The following is a 22,540-nucleotide window of genomic DNA, read 5'->3' on the forward strand; positions in this document are numbered from 1 at the left end:
CGCGGCCGGCGCTGCGGGCTGCCCAGTCGAGGAGGGATGCTTCGATGGGGGAGAAGGTCGTGGCAGACGGTTTCGACCTGTCTGATCGGCAGAGGTACCGGAGGAAACTCCAGCAGTGCCTCGCGGGACTCGCGAGGCTCCTGGAAGAGAAGAGGTTCGACCGCCCGAAGAATCTGATGGGCTTGGAGATCGAGCTTAATCTCGCGGGTGCCGACGGCCTGCCGCGGATGATGAATGCCGCGGTTCTCGACCGCATTGCCAGCCCCGATTTTCAGACCGAACTAGGATTGTTCAACCTGGAGGTCAACATTGCGCCCCACAGGCTCGGCGGCAGGGTGCTCGACCAGTTGGCGGAGGAACTCCGCACCGGACTGGGCTATGCCCATCGCAAGGCCACCGAGGTCGACGCCGGCATCTTGATGATCGGCATTCTCCCCACCCTGTCCCGGCAAGACCTCGTGTCGGCGAACATCTCGGACGTCGATCGCTACGCACTGCTCAACGACCAGATCCTCACCGCGCGGGGTGAGGACTTCACTCTCGACATCGACGGGGTGGAACGGCTGAGCTGCACCGCGGCGTCCATCGTCCCCGAAGCGGCCTGCACCTCCGTGCAGTTGCACCTGCAGGTGACCCCGGGCCGCTTCGCCCAGGTGTGGAACGCGGCGCAGGCCGTCGCCGCCGTCCAGATCGCCATCGGGGCCAATTCCCCCTTCCTGTTCGGCAGGGAGTTGTGGCGCGAGTCCCGCCCCCCGCTGTTCCAGCAAGCCACCGACACCCGCCCGCCCGAACTCCAGGCGCAGGGCGTGCGCCCGAGGACCTGGTTCGGCGAGTGCTGGATCGGCTCGGTGTACGAGCTCTTCGAGGAGAACATCCGCTTCTTCCCGGCGCTCCTGCCGATCTGCGACGAAGAGGACCCGCTGCGGGTGCTCGACGACGGCGGAGTGCCGCGGCTGCAGGAGCTCACCCTGCACAACGGCACGGTCTACCGCTGGAACCGCCCGGTGTACGGGCTCGCCGACGGCGTGCCGCACCTGCGCGTCGAGAACCGGGTCCTCCCGGCCGGGCCGACAGTCACCGACGTGGTCGCCAACGCCGCCTTCTACTACGGACTGGTGCGCGCTCTCGCGGAGGAGCCGCGCCCGGTGTGGACCCGGATGCCGTTCCAGGTCGCCGAGGAGAACTTCGACACCGCATGCCGGCACGGCATCGACGCCGAGATCCGCTGGCCGCGCCCGGGGCGCGCCGGAGGGGTCACCCGAGTCCCCGTGGTCAAGCTGGTGCGCGACGAACTGCTTCCGCTCGCCGCGGCCGGGCTCGACGCGTGGAACGTCGAGCCCGCCGACCGCGACTTCTACCTCGGGGTCATCGAAGGGCGGTGCCGGCGCCGGGTGAACGGTGCGTCCTGGCAGGCGGACACCTTCCACCGGGCACTGGAGTCGGGTGCGGACCGGGAGGCCGCGTTGGCGGCGGTCACCCGCAGGTACGGCGAGCTGATGCACCTGGGGGAGCCGGTCCACACGTGGCCGACGGGCCCCGCGGGCTGATCCGCGCCGAGCCTCCGCCGACACACGCACCGGCACGGTCGACCCGCCCTGCCGTCGTCCGCCGCGCCCTCGTCGGGCAAGCTTGACCGGCGGAACACGGCAACGGGAGGCAGTTGTGGATGCGGAGGCAGGACGTGTGTCCGGATCGTTCCCCGAGGGGAGCTTGCCGCGCAGGACGCTGCGGTCCGAGACCTTGATCGTCCTGGCGTTGTCGCTCGGCGCCAGTGCCCTGTCCTCGCTGATCAGCTTCCTGGGGGCGCTGACCAGGCCGGGGGGCCTGAAGGACCAGGCCGCCACCTTGAACAGCTCGTACGCGCCCGGCCGGCCGTGGCTCGACCTCGCCTGGCAGCTCTTCGGCGTCGCGACCGCCCTCGTACCCGTCGTCCTGGTAGGTCACCTGCTGCTGCGCGAAGGAGCCGGGGGCCTGAAAGCGATCGGCTTCGACCGTACGAGGCCGTGGCCGGACCTGGGACGGGGAGCCCTGGTCGCCGCGGGGATCGGCAGTGCGGGGCTCGCGTTCTACCTCGTGGCGAGGGCCGCCGGCGCCAACCTGACGGTGGTGCCCGAGTCGCTGCCCGACGTCTGGTGGAAGTACCCCGTCCTGATCCTCTCCGCGGTGCAGAACGCGGTGGTGGAAGAGGTCATCGTCGTCGGGTACCTGCTGCGCCGGCTGGGCCAGTTGGGCTGGACCCCGGTGGCGGCGCTCACGGCGAGCTCGGTGCTGCGCGGGTCGTACCACCTCTACCAGGGGATCGGCGGATTCGTCGGCAACATGGTGATGGGTGTGGTCTTCGTGCTGCTCTACCGGCGCTGGGGGCGCGTCGGGCCGCTCGTCGCGGCGCACGCCCTGCTCGACATCGTGGCGTTCGTGGGGTACGGCCTGCTGGCCGGGAGGGTCGGCTGGTTGCCGACGGTCTGAAGGACCGGGGGCACGACGCCGGGACGTACGACCGCTGCCGTACGTCCCGGCGTCGTGCCTCCGGGGCGGGTCAGGGCCCGGTGAGCAAGTCGCCGTCGATGACGGTCACCGCGCGGCCCGTGAGCAGGACGCGGTCGCCGCGCAGTTCCGTACGGACGAGACCGGAGCGGGCGGACGCCTGCAATCCGGTCAGCAGCTCGCGACCGAGCCGTGCGGACCAGAACGGCGCGAGCGCGGTGTGGGCGCTGCCGGTGACGGGGTCCTCGTCGATGCCGACGTTCGGGAAGAAGCCGCGCGAGACGAAGTCGTAACCCCGGGTGGGGTCGGCGGCCGGGGCCGTCGCGATGACGCCCCGGCGCGCGTGTGAGGCGAGCGCGCGGAAGTCCGGGGCGAGTCCGCGCACGGTGGCCTCGTCGGCCAGTTCGACCAGCAGGTCGCCGATGTGCTCGCCGGTGTCGAGCACGGCCAACGGCACCGTTCCCAGTGCCTCGGCGAGGCCGTGGGGAACCGTGGTCGGGGTCAGTGGCGACACCGGGAAGTCCAGGGTCACGGTGCCGTCCTCGTGCGATGTCGCCGAGAGGGTCCCGCAACGTGCGGCGAAGCGCACCGGCCCGGTCGTTGCGCCCACGGTGTGCAGGACGTGCGCCGTGGCCAGGGTGGCGTGGCCGCACATGTCGACCTCCGCCGCCGGGGTGAACCAGCGCAGCGCCCAGTCGGCCCCGGAGCTCGGGGGCAGACGGTGGGCGAAGGCCGTTTCGGAGAGGTTCACCTCCCTCGCCACGTCCTGGAGCCAGCCGTCGTCGGGGAAGGCGTCGGTGTCGAGGAGGAGGACCCCGGCCGGGTTTCCCCCGAAGGGCCGGTCGGTGAAGGCGTCGACGATTCGGATTCGCATGGGGCTGACCGTAGGGCCACGGCGAAGCCGCAGGCCAAGGCCAATCCGAGTCCGCTGGCCCGATGGGTTGTTGCCGATCGAGTTATCTCGATATATCGTTGACGCATCGCGACAGATCAACGATGGAAGGAGCGTCAGCGATGCGTTCACATGGACACGGGCACGGGCCCGGGCAAGGTGACTGCGGACCCGGCCATCGCGATCGGGGTGAGTACGAAGGGCGCCGTGCGGCCTTCGGCCCCTTCGGGCCGGGATTCGGGGGCCCGCCGTGGGGCGGGCGGGGTCGCGGGGGCGGCCGGGGGAGGGCGCGCCGCGGTGACGTGCGCGCCTCGATCCTCGCGCTGCTGAAGGACCGGCCGATGCACGGCTACGAGATGATCCAGGAGATCGGCGAGCGCAGTGGCGGGGCGTGGAAGCCCAGCCCCGGCTCGGTCTACCCCACGCTCCAGCTACTGGAGGACGAAGGGTTGATCGTCAGTGAGAGCGAGGGTGGCAAGAAGCTGTTCACGCTCACCGAGACGGGGCGCGCCGAGGCCGCGTCGGTCGCCGACGCGCCGTGGGAGGAAGCCGGCCGCGGCGTCGACTGGGAGGCGATGAACGAGGTCCGGCAGGCCGGTTTCGGGCTGATGGAGGCGTTCGGGCAGGTCTGGAAGACCGGGACTCCCGATCAACGCCGGAAGGCCGTCCAGGTCATCACCGAAGCCCGCAAGAAGCTCTACCTCATCCTGGCGGGCGAGCACTGACCAGCCGAAGCCGCGCGTGGGGCCCCGCCCGAGCGCGGGCCCTGCGCGCGCGTCCGTCCGGGCGGAGGTGTTGGAAGGGGGCGGCGGCCTCGGGCGGGCTCGCCGCGAGTTCGAGGATCGGCGACGGGGCACCTGTCCCCTGCGGGGGCGTCGCCGGCTGTGCGGGCTTCGCCTGCGAGGCGCTGGTGTAACCGACCCGTGATGGGCGGACCTCCCACGTGGGTCCCCCGTCGACGCCGCACGGCGGCGAACGCGGCCCCGTCGGTGACACCACCGCGAGGGGAGCGGGGCGCGGGGGAGTGCAGGGGCCTCGGGCCGCCTCCGTGCGACCCGTTCGCGCCGAAGTCCGGGTGCTTGTCCCCGCCATGGGTCCGGTCTCGGGCGGCAGCGGCGTGGGCGTCAGCTCATCAGGCCGCCCAGTTTGCGCAGCGACTCGTTGAGCGCGGCGGTGGCCGAGTCCTTGAGCTTGCCCGCCATCAGCGAGACCGCCGCTCCGGTGAACTCCCCTTCGATGCGGACGGTGGTCGCCTCGCCGTCTGCGGTGAGCGCGTAGCGGGTGCCCACGATGACGCCCATCGGCCCCTTCCCCCTGATCGCGAGGATGCGCTCGGGCTCCAGCTCCTCCACGGTCCAGGCCACTTCGGCCGGGAACCCCATCAGCTTCATGTTCTCGGCGAAGGTGGCGCCCGTCTCGAGCGTCTGCGGCCCGCCCTGCGGGAAGTCGGTGTGGGTCGCGTTCCACCGCCCGTATCCCGTGAAGTCCGTCAGCTCGGCCCACACCTTCGCGGCGGGCGCTTCGATGCGCGCCTCGGCGCTGACCTCGGCCATGCGACCACCTCTTTGTCTCCGTCGGGTTCGGGTGCCGCGGAACGTAGCCGCGAGGCGGTGAACATTCAATACTGATGGGTCGTCAGATCTATGGTCGACCGGTCGCCCGCTGGGCAGGCGAGGGCGCCGGCGCAGGCCCCGCCGGGGGTGCAGGACGTGAGCGCACCCCTGGAAGGGAGGATTCCGATCTCATCCGTGAGGAGGAGAAGCGCTGCGCCGCGCCCAACCTCCGTGGGATGTTCACATGCTTCCCGTCGGCGATGTGCGGGTCGGGGGAGGCTGATGGGGTAGGAGCGTGCACTTCCCCGTCCCGCGGGTTCCCCGGCAGCCCGCCCCCGGTACCGCCGGGGCCGGTCTCACCGATGAACTGGCCTCGGCCGCCGCCGGTGCGCGCCGGCGTGCGCAGAGGGACGGTGACCACCAGGTCGATACCGCCCACCTGCTGCACTCGCTGCTCGAAGCCGACCCCGCGGTGCGCACCGCTTTCGACGGGCGGACCCAGGTCGCAAGGACCCTCGGCTACCTCGTCCAGCGCAGTATCGGGTACGGGCTGCGCTGGCAGGTCAAGGCCGAGGATTCCGGAGCCTTCCCCGCGCTCCGCGGTGCCGGCCCGGCGGGCTGGTCCCCCTCTGTCGTCGCGGCCATGGAGGACGCCAGGCATCGTGCCCAGCGCCGCGGTGCGGCCCGGGTTGGGGGTTTCGACCTGCTCGCCGCGCTCGCCGCCGGCCACGACTCACGGGCCGTCCACGTGCTGCAGCGTGCGGGCGTCGACACCGCCCGGTTGGCGGGCCGCGCCGAGGCGCTGTCTCAACAGGTGCAACAGATGTGACGCTCATGACGAGTGCTGTCATGATGTGCCGATGCACGCGTCTCAGGCAAGGAGCGCCGGGCTGGGTCTCGCCCTGGCGTCGGCCTTCGCTTTCGGTGGTTCCGGTGTGGCGGCCAAGCCGCTCATCGAGGCGGGGCTCGACCCGCTGCACGTGGTGTGGCTGCGAGTGGCCGGCGCCGCCGTCGTCATGCTCCCCGTCGCCTGGCGCCACCGGGACCTGCTGATACGCAAACCGGTACTGCTGGCGGGTTTCGGCCTGCTGGCCGTCGCCGGTGTCCAGGCGTGCTACTTCGCCGCCATCTCACGGATCCCCGTGGGCGTGGCGCTGCTGATCGAGTACCTCGCCCCCGCCCTGGTCCTCGCGTGGGTCCGCTTCGTCCAGCACCGTCCGGTCACCCGTGCCGCCGCCCTCGGGGTGGTGCTCGCCGCCGGTGGCCTCGCCTGCGTGGTCGAGGTGTGGTCCGGGCTCGGCTTCGATGTGGTCGGCATCGTGTTGGCGCTCGGTGCGGCGTGCTGCCAGGTGGGCTACTTCGTCCTGTCCGACCAGGGCGGTGACGGCGCGGACGCCCCCGACCCGTTGGGCGTGATCGCCTTCGGCCTGATCATCGGCGCCCTCGTGCTGACCGCCGTCGCCCGCCCCTGGGAGATGGAATGGGCGGTGCTCGGCGGCAGTGCGGGTATGGACGGGAGGAGCGTCCCGGCTGTCCTGCTCCTCGGGTGGATCGTGCTCGTCGCCACGGTCGTGGCCTACGTGACCGGCGTGGTTTCCGTCCGGAGGCTCTCCCCGCAGGTGGCCGGTGTCGTCGCGTGCCTGGAGGCGGTCATCGCAACCGTCCTCGCCTGGGTGCTGCTCGGCGAACACCTGTCGGCACCGCAGATCGTCGGGGGGACGGTCGTGCTGGTGGGGGCGTTCATCGCGCAGTCCTCGACGCCCAGGGCCCCCTCCGGGCCGGTGGCCGAAGGGCCCGGGCCCCAGGCGCCCGCCCCCCACGACGACGTGGCGGCCGGACGGGCCGCCGCGTAAGGTGACGATCATGCATTCGACCGTCCTTCCGCCTCCCGCCGCGTAGCGCGGGCGGCCATCCGCTGACGAAGACCGGGTCCGGGGTGACGTTTCCCCCGGACTGTTCGTCGCTGCCCGCGTGCGGAGTCCAGCGGCCCACTGTCCTGTCTTCACGGCCCGCCGCGGGGAACCCGCGCCCCGGACGAAGGGGAGGGCCCCGGGGAACAGCCCCGGACACCCAGCACGGAGTCATCACGTGTCGTATGCACCTACGTCTGCTTCCGGCCTGCCCGTCGGACGCAGTTTGTTCTACCTCGCCGTGGCCGGTGTGGCCTGGGGGACCGCCGGGGCGGCCGCCTCGCTGATCTTCGAGGCCAGCGATCTCGGCCCCCTCGCCCTGTCCTTCTGGCGCTGCCTGGGCGGACTGGTGCTGTTGGCCGGGGCCTCGGTCCTGCGGCGGCGCACGGCCGCCCCGGCCGGCACCGCGGACGCGGAGCCCCGCAGCCGCAGGCTGCTCCGCATCCTCGGCACCGGAATCGGTCTGACCCTCTTCCAGAGTGCCTACTTTGCGGCCGTCGACCAGACGGGACTCGCGGTCGGCACCGTCGTGACCCTGGGGGCAGGCCCCGTCTTCATCGCGCTCGGGGCGAAGTTCACCATGGGCGAGCAGCTCGGCACCGGCGGAGTCGCAGCCGTCTCGGGTGCCCTGGCCGGGCTCGTCGTGCTCGTCCTCGGCGGCGACGGCGGCACGGTCCGCCTGGCGGGCGTGGCGCTGGCGGTGGTGTCGGCGGCGGGCTACGCGGCGGTCACGCTGCTCACCCGCTGGCTCGGGCGGAACGGTGGCGGCGGTGACGCGCTCTCCACGACTGCGTGGACGTTCCTGGTCGGAGCGGTGGGTCTGCTGCCCTTCGCGCTCGTGGAGGGGCTGCTGCCGCACGCGGCGGAACCGGCCCGGGTCGGTTGGCTGTTGGGCTACGTCGTGGCAGTTCCGACGGCACTCGCGTACGCCCTGTACTTCGCGGGTGCCGCGGTCGTCCGCGCCGCGACGGTTTCCGTGGTCATGTTGCTGGAGCCGGTGAGTGCCGCCGTCCTGGCGGTGACGGTGCTCGGTGAGCGTCTGACCGCGGCAACGGTGACGGGCACGGTGTTGTTGCTGGCGGCGGTCGTCGGGCTGGTGGTGCAGGAGGTGCGCCTCGCCGCGCACCGGCGCAGGGCCGCCGAAGCGCTCGGCTGACGCCGTGGTGCGCACGGGCGGGCCCGCCGGATGGTGGGCCCGCCCGCCCCGTGGATCACGACCCCCGTACGCGATCCCGCCCCCGGGGTTCTAGAGCACGGACAGGTAGTCCGGCATGGCGACGGTCGGGTCCAGGTCGTTCGCCGGGATCGGCGTGCCGTAGCCGTGGGTCAGCGGGACCACGCCGGTCCAGTGGGGCAGCGACCGGTCCTCCGGGTCGTCGCTGGGGCCGCCCGTACGGCACTTGGCGGAGACCTCGTCCAGGTCGAGGCGCAGCACGGCGGTCGCGGCGAGTTCCCTGGCGTTCGCCTGGCGCGAGTCGTAGGAACGGCCGGGTACGACGTGGTCCACCAGGGCGTCCAGGGCGGTGCGCTTCTCCTCGGGGTCGGCGACCTGGCGCGCGGTGCCGTGGACCATGACCGACCGGTAGTTGACGGAGTGGTGGAATGCCGATCGGGCCAGCACCAGGCCGTCGACGTGTGTGACGGTGAGGCAGACCTCGAGGCCCGGTTCGTCCCGGCCCGCCATGCGCAGTGGGCGCGAGCCCGTGGAACCGTGGACGTAGAGCCTGTCGCCCACCCGCCCGTAGAGCGTCGGCAGCACGACGGGTGCGCCGTCCCGGACGAAGCCCAAGTGGCAGACGTAGGCCCCGTCGAGTATCGAGTGCACCAGGTCACGGTCGTAGGAAGCGCGTTCCCTCGCCCGGGTGGGGACGGTGCGTTCCGTCGTCCGGTAGGCGCCGTCCGCCGGTGTCGTGGCCATTGCGGTCTCCATTGTACTAGTGCATAATTTGATTTGTGCTAGGAGAATATCGAATCTCGGGGCGTCGTGCATCGGACATCGTGGCGAGCGTGGAACGCGGAGTCGGCGCGGGCTACCTCGAACCGGGTCAGGCGCTGCCGCCCATGCGGGAACTGGCGGCCGAGCTCGGCATCAACCCGAACACCGTCGCCGCCGCGTACCGCACGCTGCGCGACCGAGGCGTGATCGAGACCGCCGGACGCAGGGGTAGTCGGGTGCGTTCCCGTCCGGCCAGTACGGCCCGGGGCTCGCTCCGGGTGGACGCCCCGCCCGGGGTGCGGCAGATCTCCGACGGCAATCCCGACGTCGCCCTCCTGCCCCCGCTGGCGGCGGCCTTCGCCGCCGCTGCGCGCCACATGGACGAGCAGCCGGTCCTCTACGGGGAACCGTCCGTGGATCCCGACCTGGCACGTCTCGCCCGTGCGGCACTGGACGCCGACGGGGTCCCGGGCCGCACGGTGGCCGTCACGTCCGGCTCGCTCGACGCCGTCGAGCGCGTCCTGGGCGCACATCTCAGGCCCGGGGACGCCGTCGGCGTCGAGGACCCCGGCTGGGGTAGCCTCCTGGACCTCGTCCCCGCGCTCGGGCTGCGCTGCGTACCCGTCGCCGTCGACGAGGACGGCCCGCGCCCCGAGGACGTCGAGCGAGCACTCGACGGGGGCGCACGGGCCCTGATCGTCACCGATCGGGCGCAGAACCCCACGGGGGCCGTGATCACCGAGCCGCGAGCGCACGAGCTGCGCGCGGTGCTCGCCCGGTATCCGCAGACCCTGCTCATCGAGGACGACCACGGCCACGCGATCGTGAACCAACCGCTGTACCCGCTCGCCGGCGTGACGGACCGTTGGGTGCTCGTACGGTCCACCGCCAAGGCGTACGGGCCGGACCTGCGCCTCGCCGTGCTGACCGGCGACGAGGTCACCGTCGACCGGTTGCTCGGGCGCCAACAACTGGGGCCCGGCTGGGTCAGTCGGCTGGTCCAGCGTGCCGTCGTGGAGCTGTGGACCTCGGGGTCCGTCGATCCCGTCGCGGTGGCCCGCGCCTACGGCGAGCGGCGCGAGGCACTGCTGCGGGCGCTCGCCGAGCGGGACGTCGTCGGGCAGGGGCGCAGCGGGATGAACGTGTGGGTGCCCGTGGCTGACGAGACGGGGACCGTGGCCCGGCTGCTGCACGCCGGTTGGGCGGTCGCCCCGGGAGCGCGCTTCAGGATGTCGACGGCCCCGGGGGTGCGGCTCACCGTGTCCGCACTCACCGGGGACGACATCGCGCGACTGGCCGACGCGGTCGCGGACGCGGCCGGCCCGGTCCCCGCGCGGTCCTACGGCTGACGGGCCTTCGGTCGGCTCTGGGTGAGCGCTGCGCCCACGAGCACGACCAGGGCGCCGATCGGTGTGTTCCAGCCGAACTCCTCGTCCAGCAGCGTCACTCCGGCGATCGTGGCGATGACGGGGATGAAGTACGTGACCATCGTCGCCGTCGTCGGTCCGACCTCGGCGACGAGCCCGTACTGGAGCAGCATCGCGACGCCCGTCCCCAGGGCGCCGAGGGCGACCACGGCAAGCAGCGGCACTACCGGCAGGGCGTGCGGGACCTTGGTGAACAACGGTGTCACCAGGGCCAGTTGGAGCGTGGCGAGCATCAGCTGGCTGCCCGTGAGCGAGAGATTGGAGTGGGTGGAACCGGCCAGTGTCCGTCGGACGTAGATCCAGCCCACGGGGTAGCACAGCGAGGCGAGGAGGGCCATTGCCGTGCCGGAAACGTCCAGGCCGGAGAAGCCCTGCCAGGCTCCCAGCACGGTGAGTACGCCGAGGAAGCCGATGCCGAGCCCGGCGACCCGGCGCCGGGTGGGTCGGTCCTCCGAGAGCGCCACCAGTGACAGCACCATGCCCCACAGCGGGGAGGTGGCGTTGCAGATGCCCGCCAGGGTCGACGGGATCGTCAGCTCGGCGTAGGCGAACAGTGAGAACGGCAGGGCGTTGAGCAGGAGTGCGGCGACGGCGAGGTGTCCCCACGTGCGCGGTCCCCGGGGCAGCCGTTCCCGCTTCACCAGCATGGCCGCGGCCAGGACCGCCGTGCCGAAGAACAGCCGGCCGAACGTGACCTGGAAAGGGGCGTACCCCTGTGTCCCGAGCTTGATCAGCAGGAAGCTGAAGCCCCAGATCAGGGCGAGCGCGGCGAAGCGTACCCGCCAGTCGAGGGCGGGGCGCCGGTCGCGTACGGGGGCGGGGGGTCCGGCAGGGCGGGCGCGGCCGATGCGGTCGGCACGGTCGGCGGGGGCGGCGAGGGAGGTCGGCTGGGTGTGCGGTGTGGGCGCGGCGGTGCTCATGTCACCACCCTGGCCGGAGCGTCTTCGTAGAACAAGCGAGACTTTATTGAGGTATCCGATTAGCATTGCTTACATGTTGAATCTGGAGCGCCTGCGGACCCTCGATGCCCTGGCCCGGCACGGTTCGGTCAGCGCCGCCGCAGACGGGCTGCACGTGACGACGTCTGCCGTGTCCCAGCAGATGGCGAAGCTGGAACGGGAGGTGGGCCAGCAACTGCTGGCCAAGTACGGACGCGGAGTGCGGCTCACCGATGCGGGGCGGCTGCTGGCCGACCACGCCGCGCGCATCCTGTCCCAGGTGGAGCTGGCCCAGGCGGACATCGAGGCACAGCGGGGGCAGGTGGTCGGCGACGTGCGGATCGGCGCGTTCCCCACGGCCGCACGAGGGCTGTTCCCCGCCGCACTCGGCGCCCTGCGCACCGAGCACCCCGAGCTACAGGTCCGCTCCAGTGAGCTGGAGCCCGAGGAGGCCGTACGGCGGGTGGTCCGGGGGGACCTCGACCTGGCCGTCGTGTTGGACTGGAGCAACAAGCGGCTTCCGGTCCCGGCCGGGCTGGCCAGGGCGCAGTTGCTCGACGACGCGGCGGACGTGGCGATGCCCGTGGACCATCCGCTCGCGGATCGAGCGGAGGTCGACCTGGAGGACTTCGCGGACGACGCGTGGGTGTCCTGGCCGGAGGGCGAGTTCTGCTACGAGTGGCTGGTGTTCACCTTGCGGGCCAGGGGCATCGAGCCGCGGATCGCCCACATGGCCGGTGAACACCACACCCAGCTGGCGCTGATCGCCGCGGGACTCGGGGTCTGTGTGACCCCGAGGCTCGGCCGGGGACCGGTGCCCGCTGGTGTCAGGCTGGTGCCCGTACGGCAGAAGGTACGGCGGCACATCTACGCCGTCTGGCGCAGCGACGCCGACCGGCGGCCGTCGATCCGCGCCGCGGTGCAGGCGCTCCGGGGGGCGGCCGACATGACGGCGGAGGCCTGACGGGGCCTCGGGCGCACGGGGGGACGGGGGACGGGATCTCGGCCCGGTGCGGAGGGCAGAGCCGGACGGGCGGCAGCTGCGGGCCGTGCGCGGTGGGCTGAAGACGGGATGCTGGGGACGGGGTGCCGGCCGGGTCTCCGCGCGGTGCACCGCCGACCGGCTCGCGCACCACCCCGCCGCTCGGGCCCTGTCATCCGTCCTCTACAGCGAGGCCAGCTTCCGGAAGTCCCACGAGGCGACGGCGTCCGGCGTCAGCCGCGCCCATGCGTGCCGGCCGTCGTGCGGCATGTCGTCCAGGCCGAAGTTCTTCCGGGCGAACAACCGCTCGGCGGCCTCGAGCTCCGGGCAGGGCTCGCCCGTCCGCGGCGATTCGCCCACGAACTCCGCCGTGCCGCAGAGCTCCACACCCCGTAGGTCGCCGTACTCCTCCCCGGCGTCCACGACCACGGCGACGCGCGGATCACGGCGCAGCTCCGCCCAGCGTCTGCTGCGGGTGATCGAGTACAGCCACAGGGAGGTCCCGTCCCAGGCGAACCAGAGAGCGCTGACGTGCGGCCTCCCGTCGGCGGCCACCGTAGCCACCCGACAGGTGCGCTGTTCCGCGAGGAACGTGTCGATCTCAGCCGGTGTCATCATGATCCGTCGGCCCCGGCGTTGTGTGACGGCCATCGGCGGCCCCTCCTGATCGCTGCCCGTTGCCTGTCGCCCCGGCGGGTTCGCCCCGCCCACCCGGCTGTGGTCACCGTGCTGATGGGCTGTCAGAAATCATGGACGCTCTTCCCTCGTGGGGCAATGCCGGATACCGTCGCGCGCCGATCGTCCCACGAGGCGTGAAGGAGGGGGCAGTCGTGCCTTCGTACGAACAGTTGGCGGAGCAACTCGACCCGGCCGGGTCGGTACTGCTGACCGTCGAGTGCCAGCAGGGCGTCGTCGGGAGGGAGAGTGCCTTTCCCGAGCTCGCCGCGGAAGCGCGGTCCTCGGGCGCCCTGACCAACGTCGCGAGGCTGGTCGCAGTCGCCCACGAGGCCGACGTCCAGGTCCTGCACGCCGTGGCCGAAAGGCGACCGGACGGCCGCGGGGCGAACCGCAACGCCCGCCTCTTCCGGGGCGCCGAGCGACTGCCCGTGCAGCAGTACGCCGGAAGCAGCGCGGTCCGCCTCGCCGAGCCGATCGAGGTCGCGGACGAGGACCTCATCGTGCGCAGGCTCCACGGACTGTCGCCGATCGCGGGCACGGAGGTCGACGCGCTCCTGCGCAACCTCGACTGCCGCACGCTCGTGATCACCGGTGTCTCCGCCAACGTGGCGATACCGAACGCCGTCTTCGACGCCGTCAACCTCGGTTACACCGCCGTGGTGCCCGCGGACGCCATCGCGGGGGTGCCTCCCGAGTACACCCCCGCGATGGTCAGGAACACACTCGCGCTCGTCGCCACGATCACCAGGACCGACGACGTGCTCGCGTGTTGGAAGCGCCCGCGCCGGGTCACACGAGCTTGATCGAGCCCCCTGCGACCTCGATCGAGGCGCTGGGCAGCGGAGCGGTCGCGGGACCGCCCTTCACGCTGCCGTCGGTCGCATCGAACATGCTGTTGTGACAAGGGCAGTGGATCATCCCGTCCGCGACGTCCTTGACCGCGCAGCCCTGGTGGGTGCACTTGGAGGAGAAGGCCTTGAACGTTCCCGCCTGCGGCTGGGTCACCACGACGTCTCCGATGACCTTGCCACCGCCCTCGGGGATGTCCGAGGTCTGGGCGATGACCTTCCCACCGGCGCCGCCCGTCGTGCCGCCGGTGCTCCCGGCGGTGCCGCCGGTGGTCCCCCCGTCGGCTTGTCCCGTCCCCGAGCCCGAGTCGCCGGACTCCCCGCACGCGCTGAGCGCCACGGCGAGTCCGGCTCCGCCTGCCGCTGCGAAGACGGTTCGTCGCGCAACAGAGCGTGCCGGTCCCTGCGTTCCGGTCATGCCGGCTCCCCTTCCACAGTCGGCCACGGATCGGCCGGTTCGTGTTGTTCTACGGGGCTCGGGGGCGCCCCGTTCAATCGCCACGCCGAACGGCGTCCGGCAATCTGGCGGGACGCCCTCCGGAGCGTGGCGACCCGCTACGTCATGCTCCTGCGCGGCGGCGGTTCGCTTCCGTGCATCGTGGAGGCCGACGATCAAGGATGTGCGGCCGCGGGTCCCGATGGCCCGCCCGCCCGGGCGTGCGCCGGCCCGGATGTCCCGCGTGATGCCTCGGCGGGTGGCCGGAGGCGGACCTGCCCGAGCGGTCTGCTGCAGTCGCCGGTCTGCTGTCATTCCCCCCAGGTACCACCCTGCGAAGGTGCACCCGGAGTCGTCTCACGGTCGGGGCACGAGCGACCGAGTCCTCTCGACGGACAGCGGTCTCTTTGTCGACGATCCTTCCCCGGCTTTGCACAACAGAACGGCGGGCCGCGATGGGAACACGCGGCCCGCCGTTCAGCTGGTTTCTCTACGGCTCAACCCAGTTATGCGTCTGGACCAGCTCCAGGACGCGCCGCCGCACCTGCTGGATCTGCGCGGCGGTCAGCGTGGGGACGCCCTCGATGAGGGCCTCAGTCAACTCCTGCTGGAAGTCCGTACGTGACAGGACGTCGCACAAGCTCTCGTCGTCCTCATCCCGTGCCGCGCTGATCGACCTCGCGGGCACGGCGGGCTTCTCGAGGAGATGGACGTTGAACGCCTTGAGCCCGCGATCTCCGTCTTCCACCTCGAAACCGACCCTCAGGCCGGACCGGAAGAGGTACTTGTCGTCACGCAGGTCATTGGCGTGCATGAAGACGTCCTCACCCCCGTCGTCGGGAGCGATGAAGCCGTATCCGCGAGTGTCGTCGAACCGCAAGATCTTACCCGTTACCACCACAACTACCCCTACCCCACATACCTCTACCTCGGCCTCTCTTGTACCGAGGTGATCATCAACACCTCTGAACACTACCTTCTGACCAGTGATCCACGCGAGAGTCGTAGGTCACTTCTAGGGGATATCCAGTTGACGCGCGGACGGCGGGCGTAGCCGGACGCCGACGCACGGGTCCGCCCGGGGCGCAGGGCAAGCGCGTTCTCACCGGCTCCCGCTCCCCAGCCGTCGTGCTCCGGTCCGTCGTGCTCCGGTCCGTCGTGCGGATCCGCCTCCCCGCCGCCGGTGTCGACCTGCTCGTTGAGAAGAAGCAGCTGCCAGGCGGGGCAGGGCGTGCGGAGCGCGTACGCCTGCTTCGACCGGGACCGGCCGGACGCACGGCGAACTCCGGCAGTCACCGCGCCGGTGAGCCCGCACTCCCGTCCCCGTGACCGCAACCGCATTCGGGCACGGGGACGGACGAGAAGCGGACGCGCTGAGCAGGGCACCGGCCGCACGGTGGCGATGGCCGGACGTGCGTGGCGTGTCGTACCACCGGGCGACGAGGGGGTGCGGCATGTTCTCTGTTACGGAGCGTGTCCGACGACTCTGCTGTGCGCGATTCTGGAGGTTCCGGTGGGTGAGGCCGAAGGCGAGGGGGAAGAAACAGGCGGCGCGTCCCGACCGCGGCCTCCGACACCGCCCGCCGGGCCTCCGGACCCAGGCCGTCCGGCCGAGGGGAAGAGCGGGCCCGAGGAGGGAGCTTCCCCGGCCGCCGCCGCGGATTCCGGGGGAGAGGGGTCGAGGGGGCGGGAGCGGTGGCGTGCCGTCCTGAGATCCGCCGTGCCGCCGGGACCTCCGCCCGGGCCGACGCGGCCGGATTTCTGGCGCAGTCCGCTGCGGGGGCCTTGGCTGACCGCGGTGTTCGGCCTGGTCCTTCTCGTCGGCGTGACGGTTCTGTTCGTGACCGGGCTGCTGTCGTACGCGGCGTACAACCCGGATCTCGCGCCGGTCAACGACCAGACGCCGGACAAGGGCTGGCTCGGCTTCTACCTGTTCTCCTGGCCGACGTCGCCGTACTGGCTCTACCGGCTCACCCAGGGCGTGCACGTCGTCCTGGGCATCGTGCTCGTGCCCGTGCTCCTCGCCAAACTCTGGTCCGTCATCCCCAAGCTGTTCGAGTGGCCGCCGGTACGGTCGATCGCCCACGGTGTCGAGCGACTCTCCCTGCTCCTCCTGGTGGGCGGGGCGGGCTTCGAGTTCGTCACCGGGATCCTCAACGTCCAACTGCACTACATCTTCCCCGGCTCCTTCTACACGCTGCACTTCTTCGGGGCTTGGGTGTTCATCGGGGCGTTCGTGGTGCACGTGGCGTCCCGGCTGCCGCGCGCGCTGCGAGCCGTGCGGACCCGATCCGCCGCGCCGCCGGCCGCCGGCGCCGAGGAAGCGGTCGGGCTCGTCTCACCCCGGCCCGCGCGGCCGACCATCTCCCGCCGGGGCGCAGTCGGCCTCGTCGGCCTGGGATCACTGGCACTGCTCGCGGTGACGGCAGGGCAGAGCGTGGGTGGCTGGTGGCGCCGGACAGCGCTGCTCGCCCCACACGGCGGCCAGGATCCGGGCCCGGGTCCGAACGGCTTCCAGATCAACAAGACCGCCGGGTCGGTGGGCATCCGCGCGAGCGACACCGGCGCCGCCTGGCGGCTCACCGTCCGGGGTGCCCGCTCACAGGTCGTCCTGACCCGCGAGGAACTGCTGGCCATGCCCCAGCACGAGTCGGCCCTGCCCATCGCCTGCGTGGAGGGCTGGTCGACCACCGACCAGCTGTGGAGCGGCGTACGGCTGGCCGACCTCGCCGCGCTCGTGGGACTCGGTGGGGCCGATGTCCTCCCACCCGGGGTCCTGGTGGAATCCGTCCAGCGGGGTGGTTCGTTCAGCTCAGCCGCCCTCCGGGACAACCAGGTGCGCGACCCCCGTGCCCTCCTCGCGGTACGCGTCAACGGCGCGGTCCTCTCCCTCGACCACGGCTACCCGGCCCGCGTCATCGTCCCCGGCGCTCCTGGCGTCATGAACACCAAGTGGGTCACCCGCCTCACCTTCGGGGAGTCCGCGTGACCGGATTCCGCCGGCGCTACGGCGCTTCACCGCTCCATCTGCTCCTCGTCCTCGCATCCTTCGCCCTGGCCGCGTACGCGGGCGTACGCATGTTGAAGGGGAACGCCGCCGCCGTGGCCCTCTGGTTCGTCGGAGCAGCCCTCGTGCACGACCTCGTCCTGCTGCCGCTGTACTCGGTCACCGACCGTGCCGTCCAGATCCTGACCCGGGCGGGCCGGCCGGGGAACCCACAGCCGGCGGTCCCGACCGTCAACCACGTACGTGTTCCCGCTTTCCTCTCAGGACTGTTGCTCCTCGTCTGGTGGCCGTTGATCCTGCGTCAGGTCGGCCACTACACGGCGGCCACCGCCCTGCCCGCCGACGTCTTCCTCGGGCGCTGGCTGCTCATCACGGCAACCCTGTTCGCCGCTTCCGCCGTCGTGCTGCTCGTACGGGTGTGGAACCGTTCGAGGCCAGAACGGCGTGCTGCACGGGCACGGCGCGCCGCTCGGCACCGGCGCGCTGCACGGGAACGGCATGCCGCACGGGAACCGCGCAAGCCCGAGTGAAAACCGGGTGTCAGCGTCGCAGCCCCACGAAGCCGCGGCCGGCACCCCGCCACATGACCGAGCGCGTCCAGCCCGCGGTGGCGGCCACCCTGCGCGGCAGGCCGCACCGGAAACACGCCGGCTCTCGTGCACCGGCTGGTATGAGGCCGTCGAACTGGACTCGCCGCAAGGCAAGGAGCGCCGAACCACCCTCTGCGCCGCGACCAGTCCCGGGCTGTCATGGCCCGTACCGCCCACTTCAGCACCGGCGGCCCCGGCTACGACGAGGGGAGCGGCACCTGCGAATGGAACAGCGACCTATCGGGGCGGGCCCACAGGCTCCTGGTGACTCGGTCAGTCGAAGAGGGCAACGACTCCGCATACCCAGATCGCGAGGAACGCAAGGGCCCCCACCAGGCAGCCGACGCCCGCCAGCACACCGCCGATCGTCCACGGCTCGGAGGGCGCCTCCGCGTACTTCTCCTCCAGGCTGTCCCGGTACGAGGCGGGGGCGTCCCAGTCGACGGGGTGCCCCAGCTCCTCGGCACATGCGGTCCGCACGGCAACCAGTTGCTGCTCCGCGAAGGAGGTGGCGGCCATCGCCTCGGGGCCGCGCCAGGCGAGAGCCTTCATCCGCCACCCGGGAGACCCGTACCGCGCCTCGAAGGCGGTGGTTTCGTCGGCGTTGCGGTCCTCTTCGAGGTACATCCAGCGGCCCGCCTCGGCGGCATCGCCGTAAAGCCGGTACACCCCGGCCAGGCGCCGACGGAGCGTCAGGTCGTACGGGAACGACGAGACGAGACCGCGCAAACGCTGGCGCGCGACGGGAACCCGGCCGGCGGCCAGGTCCGCGTCGACTCGGGCGAGGGTCTCTCTCAGGGACATGAACACATGATCGGATACCGCGCTGATCCACGTCGACCCGGTTTGCTGCCCAGCAATGCTCGCTCTCAACGGCATCGACCGAATGCCACTGATCGGCTGTCTGCGGCCCGAGATCGCCCGTGCGACGAGCCCACCCGGCGCCGTACGACATCGTTCCGGCGTTGTCGTACGGGGCGTTCCGCTGTCGCGGCGGGCCCGGGTCAGCACACGGCCTGCGACATCGGCTCGGTGTCTGTCAAACGTTTGCCGTCACCAAACCGAACGTGAGACAGTACGTGCTGCTCCGGTCCGGCTGACGTCGTCGCCGGACGAGGGGCGACGGGGAAGCCATCCGATACCCGCCGCGATCCGTGCTGCAGGCTCCAGGTCACCGACCTGGAGCCTTTTTGTTGTCCCCAAGTCCCGGGGACATCATCGGCGTTGCGGCATCAGGCCGCGAAGCCCTCAGGCAGATTGCGAAGATCATGGATACGGAAGGATTTCCCCGCCAGTTCGCCCGGACCCGCCGCTTCTCGCTCGGAGTTCCACACCAGTTCACCGTCTCCCCGGACGGCGACCGCGTACTGTTTCTCCGCTCCGAATCCGGTGTCGCCCCGCGTGTCCGACTGTGGATGTACGAGAACGGTGAGGAGCGGATTCTCGCCGATCCAGCAGCAGCCGGGCGTGCGCGGAAGGCTGCGGGACCAGAGCGCATCCGTACCGAACCGACTCCGGCGAACTCGGCCGGGGTGCAGTCCTACGCGACCGACCGCCACGTTCGGGTGGTGGCCTACACCGTCGATGGCTCGCTCTGGACGGTGCGTACGGACGGCAGCGCGCCGTGTCACATCCAGACCGTCGGCCCGGTACGGGATCCCCGCCCCTCCCCGGACGGCACCCTGATCGCCTACGTCGCTCGAGGAGCCCTCCGTGTGGTCGGTACGGACGGGGCAGGAGACCGGCCGCTCGCCGAGCCCGAGACCGCAGAGACCACCTACGGACTGGCCGATGACAGAACTGCCGCGTCCATCGGCAGGTCGCGCGGCTACTGGTGGTCTCCGGGCAGCGATGCTCTCCTCGTCGCCCGCGTCGACGCCTCCGTGGTGGAGTGCCGCTATCTCAGCGATCCGTCGGATCCTGGCCGATCGCCCCGGTCGATTCGCTATCCAGCGGCAGGCACGGCCAATGCGATCACCTCGTTGCACCTGGTGACGGTCGTTGGCGGGCACACGCCGGTCCGTTTGCCGCGTCATGCTCCGGCGAAGAAGGCGCCGGCCAACAGTTGGGGCCTCGCGTTCGAGTACGTCGTCAGTGCCGACTGGCAGAGGAGTGGCCCGGTTGTCAGTCTTCAGACTCGGGACCAGCGCACGATGTGGGTGCTGCGGGTCAACCCCGTCGACGGTTCTGTCGAGCAACTGTCCCAGCAGGCCGACGAGGGCTGGGTCGAGTTCCCGCCCGGTGCGCCACGGCACACCACGTCGGGAGTGCTGGTGCTCCCTCAGGTCCGCGGTGATGAGCGCACGATCCGGATAGGCGGTGTCCTCGCTCCGGCTGGGCTCCAGGTGCGCGCCGTACTCGGGTCGGTGGGCGAGAAGGTGTTGTTCGCCGCGAGCGAGGAGCCGACGGAAGTGCACGTCTGGTCGTACGAGGCTGGGCACGGCTTTGAGCGGCTGACGCAGAAGCCGGGGGTACACACGGCCGTCGCCGGGGGTGACACGCTCGTGCTGGACAGCAGAACTCCGGACGGGCACACGGTGACGGTGCTGCGGGGCGGGAAGCAGGTCGGCCGTATCGCGGTCCTGGCGGAACGGCCGCTGGTCACGCCCCGGCCGATCCATCTGACCTTGGGGGAGCGGCACCTGCGAACTCGACTGCACCTGCCCTCCTGGTACGAGCAGGGCATGGCCAAACTGCCGGTCCTACTCAGTCCGTACGCCGGGCCAGGCATGCAGGTCGTGACAAAAGCCCACGGTTGGCACACGGCAGTGTGCCAGTGGTACGCCGAGCAAGGGTTTGCCGTGCTGGCGACGGACGGGCGCGGTACTCCCGGCCGCGGGGTGCGGTGGCAGCGAGCCATCCTCGGCGACCGACTCACACCCGTCCTGGACGACCAGATCGACGGACTGCACGCTGCGGCCCAACGGTGCGACGCCATGGACCTTGAGCGAGTCGGCATCCGGGGTTGGTCGTTCAGCGGCTATCTTGCCGCCGGCGCCGTGCTGCTACGTCCCGATGTGTTCCACGCCGCGGTCGCGGGCGCGGCACCGACTGACCGGCGCCTGTACGACGCGTACTGGGAGGAGCGTTTCCTCGGCCACCCGGACCTCCAGCCGCACAACTACGAGCGCAGCTCGTTGCTGTCACACGCCGACAAGCTGACCCGTCCGCTGATGCTCGTCCACGGGCTCGCCGACGACAACGTCGCTCCAGCCCATACGCTGCGCCTCTCGGCTGAGTTGTTCGCGGCGGGGCGGTCGCACAGGGTGCTGCTGCTACCGGGGGTGGGGCACCTCGTGACAGGGGAAGGCGTCGCGGACACCCTGCTGCAGCTCGAGTCGGACTTCCTGAAGAGCTCGCTCGGGGCGTGAGCGCAAGCGCTCCGGGGTGTTTCGGCGGGGCGTCCCTGAGGCCCTCGCCGAAACGCCGTCCCGGAATGTCGTGGCGCGCAACCTGCCTCCCGGGCGTCGGGGTGCCACTGCGCGATGGCGGCAGCGAAGCAATTCGCCCATCCACGGCAAGACCGTCGCCCGCGCCCTCTGCAGCTGACCTCGCACGGAAGCGGCGGCACCGTCGCCTGGCGAGCCGGATCGGGGGCCCGCCACGCGGCGCCCTGCTCCAGGGGCGGTCGGGGCGATTCCCCAGGCTGCATGGCAATGTGCTTGTCCGTCGAATGCCAGGCAGTGACGCTCATTTGACGCTCGCTCTGATGGAGTGTCAGGTGGGTTAGTGCTGCCCAAACTGCCTTGTCAGCGCAGGTGCGGGATGCCTACACCAGCGGTTGTGCGCTTGGTGCATGGGTAGCAGCCAGGCTCGTCAGCCAAGGTCATATCCGCGGAGGGCGTTCCCGACCATCGGGCGGTGGATTTCTGCCCTTTGGGCCACCTCAGCTGAGTTTCCTGGCGCAGAGCTTGCACTTCCGGCGGCGATCACTTGGTTCCCGCTGGTCAGATTAGGAGCCGGCCGTCAGGCGCAGGTTCGATTCCTTCTCCCCGTGTCAGTCCCGCCCCCTAAGATTCATTCTGCGGGGGCAGCTCCGTGTTCCTGTCGCCGCGGCAGGGTCACGGCAGGCACAAACGAGCGCAGCAGGACTTCGGTCACCGTGCCACCTCCGATCCCTCAACGTATGCACGACGGGCGGGCACTGGCACGGCTGGGACTGGGAGGTTCACCCATGGCGGGTCTGCTGCTCCTTGTTGGCTCATCGGATCGGGCGGATCCTGGCGTGGTTCGGTGAGGTGACTACACCGGACCCCCATGGTAAAGGGGCGGCAAAGTCGCCTTGCGGGGGGCGGCTTCCGCCGTCCGCACGGGTGGTTTTCGGACGTTCCGCCGGGCTGCCGTCCGTGCGGGGCACCTTCCCCCTATGCTTCTACATGCGTGTAGACAATGCGAGGGGCAGCCCGGATGTTCCCGGCTGTCCTGTGAGCGACGGTCAGGGACGGGAGGGACGCGCACCGGCTTGAGCAGGGCATTATCCGCCGGCCACGGCCACCCCCGACGGTCCGTCGTGCGGATTATCCATCGGTGTTTTCCCCTGGGAGGGCTGTCGTGGCTTCGATCGACCTGGACAAGGTGCTGGACAAGGCGTGGGCGGACAAGAGTCTGCCGGAGATCCTCGCCGCGCCGGTCTCCGCGCTGAAGGGGGTCTCGGACCGGCAGGGTGACCTCCTTCAGGAGGCGTTCGGCGTCAAGACGGTCTCCGATCTGGCCGAGCTGAAGTACGCGCGCTGGGCACAGGCCCTGGCCGCACTCGACACCTCCGCCAAGTAACCCTCTCCCGCCGGGCGGCAGACCCCACCCCCTTTCGGGTTCTGCCGCCCGGCGGCTGACGAACCGTACGTAACACATGAAGGAGT

Annotated in this window: 21 protein-coding genes; 13 read left to right on the forward strand and 8 right to left on the reverse strand. The window is 71.1% G+C overall.

Translation table 11 applies throughout. The features are described 5' to 3' along the window. The first annotated feature begins 44 nt into the window (after positions 1–44). Together ACFXOM_RS32785 and ACFXOM_RS32790 are read left to right on the forward strand one after the other, a co-directional pair. The gene (locus tag ACFXOM_RS32785) at positions 45–1,547 is read left to right on the forward strand and encodes a glutamate-cysteine ligase family protein (protein WP_384947884.1); all 1,503 of its coding nucleotides are present in this window, start codon (positions 45–47) and stop codon (positions 1,545–1,547) included. Between the two features lie 115 nt (positions 1,548–1,662). Beyond that, entirely contained in the window at positions 1,663–2,466 is an 804-nt protein-coding gene (locus ACFXOM_RS32790) for a CPBP family intramembrane glutamic endopeptidase (RefSeq protein ID WP_384939482.1), read from the forward strand. 70 nt (positions 2,467–2,536) lie between these two features. Here ACFXOM_RS32790 and ACFXOM_RS32795 read toward each other — a convergent pair whose 3' ends face one another. Beyond that, positions 2,537–3,358, reverse strand: coding sequence for a PhzF family phenazine biosynthesis protein (locus ACFXOM_RS32795; protein ID WP_384939484.1), 822 nt, complete (start codon positions 3,356–3,358; stop codon positions 2,537–2,539). 140 nt (positions 3,359–3,498) lie between these two features. Between ACFXOM_RS32795 and ACFXOM_RS32800 the strand changes: the two genes are divergently transcribed. After that, a complete protein-coding gene (locus ACFXOM_RS32800) occupies positions 3,499–4,101 on the forward strand; it encodes a PadR family transcriptional regulator (protein WP_384947889.1) in 603 nt (200 codons plus the stop codon). A 399-nt stretch (positions 4,102–4,500) separates the two neighbouring features. Here ACFXOM_RS32800 and ACFXOM_RS32805 read toward each other — a convergent pair whose 3' ends face one another. Further along, complete coding sequence (locus tag ACFXOM_RS32805; protein WP_384939488.1) at positions 4,501–4,929, reverse strand: SRPBCC family protein; 429 nt, start codon at positions 4,927–4,929, stop codon at positions 4,501–4,503. Between the two features lie 295 nt (positions 4,930–5,224). On the opposite strand from ACFXOM_RS32805, the gene ACFXOM_RS32810 reads away from it, so the two are divergent. The 3 genes from ACFXOM_RS32810 (at position 5,225) to ACFXOM_RS32820 (ending at position 7,995) form a co-directional block, all read left to right on the forward strand. Then, entirely contained in the window at positions 5,225–5,758 is a 534-nt protein-coding gene (locus tag ACFXOM_RS32810) for a Clp protease N-terminal domain-containing protein (protein ID WP_384939490.1), read from the forward strand. A 31-nt stretch (positions 5,759–5,789) separates the two neighbouring features. Continuing rightward, on the forward strand, positions 5,790–6,782 hold the full coding sequence (locus ACFXOM_RS32815; RefSeq protein ID WP_384947891.1) for a DMT family transporter: 993 nt from the start codon (positions 5,790–5,792) through the stop codon (positions 6,780–6,782). A 235-nt stretch (positions 6,783–7,017) separates the two neighbouring features. Continuing rightward, complete coding sequence (locus ACFXOM_RS32820; protein ID WP_384947892.1) at positions 7,018–7,995, forward strand: DMT family transporter; 978 nt, start codon at positions 7,018–7,020, stop codon at positions 7,993–7,995. 90 nt (positions 7,996–8,085) lie between these two features. Here the strand turns inward: ACFXOM_RS32820 and ACFXOM_RS32825 are convergent, their stop codons facing one another. Then, a complete protein-coding gene (locus ACFXOM_RS32825; protein ID WP_384939495.1) occupies positions 8,086–8,769 on the reverse strand; it encodes a pyridoxamine 5'-phosphate oxidase family protein in 684 nt (227 codons plus the stop codon). A gap of 23 nt (positions 8,770–8,792) precedes the next feature. Here ACFXOM_RS32825 and ACFXOM_RS32830 point away from each other — a divergent pair, with 23 nt between their 5' ends. Further along, positions 8,793–10,124, forward strand: a complete 1,332-nt coding sequence (locus ACFXOM_RS32830; protein ID WP_384947894.1) for an aminotransferase class I/II-fold pyridoxal phosphate-dependent enzyme — start codon at positions 8,793–8,795, stop codon at positions 10,122–10,124. Here the strand turns inward: ACFXOM_RS32830 and ACFXOM_RS32835 are convergent. Then, positions 10,115–11,122: a DMT family transporter gene (locus ACFXOM_RS32835; RefSeq protein ID WP_384947896.1), complete on the reverse strand. Its 1,008-nt coding sequence runs from the start codon at positions 11,120–11,122 to the stop codon at positions 10,115–10,117. The two genes, ACFXOM_RS32830 and ACFXOM_RS32835, sit on opposite strands and share 10 nt — an antisense overlap. A 73-nt stretch (positions 11,123–11,195) precedes the next feature. On the opposite strand from ACFXOM_RS32835, the gene ACFXOM_RS32840 reads away from it, so the two are divergent. Continuing rightward, the gene (locus tag ACFXOM_RS32840) at positions 11,196–12,104 is read left to right on the forward strand and encodes a LysR family transcriptional regulator (RefSeq protein ID WP_385040942.1); all 909 of its coding nucleotides are present in this window, start codon (positions 11,196–11,198) and stop codon (positions 12,102–12,104) included. A 201-nt stretch (positions 12,105–12,305) separates the two neighbouring features. Here the strand turns inward: ACFXOM_RS32840 and ACFXOM_RS32845 are convergent, their stop codons facing one another. Next, on the reverse strand, positions 12,306–12,773 hold the full coding sequence (locus ACFXOM_RS32845) for a pyridoxamine 5'-phosphate oxidase family protein (RefSeq protein WP_384939502.1): 468 nt from the start codon (positions 12,771–12,773) through the stop codon (positions 12,306–12,308). Between the two features lie 179 nt (positions 12,774–12,952). On the opposite strand from ACFXOM_RS32845, the gene ACFXOM_RS32850 reads away from it, so the two are divergent. Continuing rightward, positions 12,953–13,603, forward strand: a complete 651-nt coding sequence (locus ACFXOM_RS32850; RefSeq protein ID WP_384939504.1) for an isochorismatase family protein — start codon at positions 12,953–12,955, stop codon at positions 13,601–13,603. On the opposite strand, the gene ACFXOM_RS32855 is transcribed toward ACFXOM_RS32850, so the two are convergent. Together ACFXOM_RS32855 and ACFXOM_RS32860 are read right to left on the reverse strand one after the other, a co-directional pair. Further along, positions 13,590–14,066 carry a Rieske (2Fe-2S) protein gene (locus ACFXOM_RS32855; RefSeq protein ID WP_384939506.1) on the reverse strand — a complete coding sequence of 159 codons (477 nt, stop codon included), beginning with the start codon at positions 14,064–14,066 and terminating at the stop codon, positions 13,590–13,592. The genes ACFXOM_RS32850 and ACFXOM_RS32855 overlap by 14 nt on opposite strands. A gap of 508 nt (positions 14,067–14,574) precedes the next feature. Next, on the reverse strand, positions 14,575–14,982 hold the full coding sequence (locus ACFXOM_RS32860) for a cold-shock protein (protein ID WP_384939508.1): 408 nt from the start codon (positions 14,980–14,982) through the stop codon (positions 14,575–14,577). A gap of 810 nt (positions 14,983–15,792) precedes the next feature. Here ACFXOM_RS32860 and ACFXOM_RS32865 point away from each other — a divergent pair. Next, positions 15,793–17,073 (forward strand): molybdopterin-dependent oxidoreductase, encoded by a 1,281-nt coding sequence (locus ACFXOM_RS32865; RefSeq protein ID WP_384939650.1) that lies wholly within the window; start codon positions 15,793–15,795, stop codon positions 17,071–17,073. Further along, positions 17,070–17,621, forward strand: a complete 552-nt coding sequence (locus ACFXOM_RS32870; protein WP_384939510.1) for a hypothetical protein — start codon at positions 17,070–17,072, stop codon at positions 17,619–17,621. The genes ACFXOM_RS32865 and ACFXOM_RS32870 overlap by 4 nt, the downstream gene beginning before the upstream one ends. A gap of 333 nt (positions 17,622–17,954) precedes the next feature. Here the strand turns inward: ACFXOM_RS32870 and ACFXOM_RS32875 are convergent, their stop codons facing one another. Next, positions 17,955–18,485: a DUF6584 family protein gene (locus ACFXOM_RS32875; RefSeq protein WP_384939512.1), complete on the reverse strand. Its 531-nt coding sequence runs from the start codon at positions 18,483–18,485 to the stop codon at positions 17,955–17,957. Positions 18,486–18,949: 464 nt separating this feature from the next. Between ACFXOM_RS32875 and ACFXOM_RS32880 the strand changes: the two genes are divergently transcribed. Continuing rightward, a complete protein-coding gene (locus ACFXOM_RS32880) occupies positions 18,950–21,052 on the forward strand; it encodes a prolyl oligopeptidase family serine peptidase (protein ID WP_385040945.1) in 2,103 nt (700 codons plus the stop codon). A gap of 1,180 nt (positions 21,053–22,232) precedes the next feature. Continuing rightward, positions 22,233–22,454 (forward strand): hypothetical protein, encoded by a 222-nt coding sequence (locus tag ACFXOM_RS32885; protein ID WP_384939516.1) that lies wholly within the window; start codon positions 22,233–22,235, stop codon positions 22,452–22,454. Positions 22,455–22,540 lie beyond the last annotated feature (86 nt).

Source organism: Streptomyces sp. NPDC059169 (assembly GCF_042755225.1).
In the GTDB taxonomy this organism is placed as follows: Bacteria; Actinomycetota; Actinomycetes; order Streptomycetales; family Streptomycetaceae; genus Streptomyces.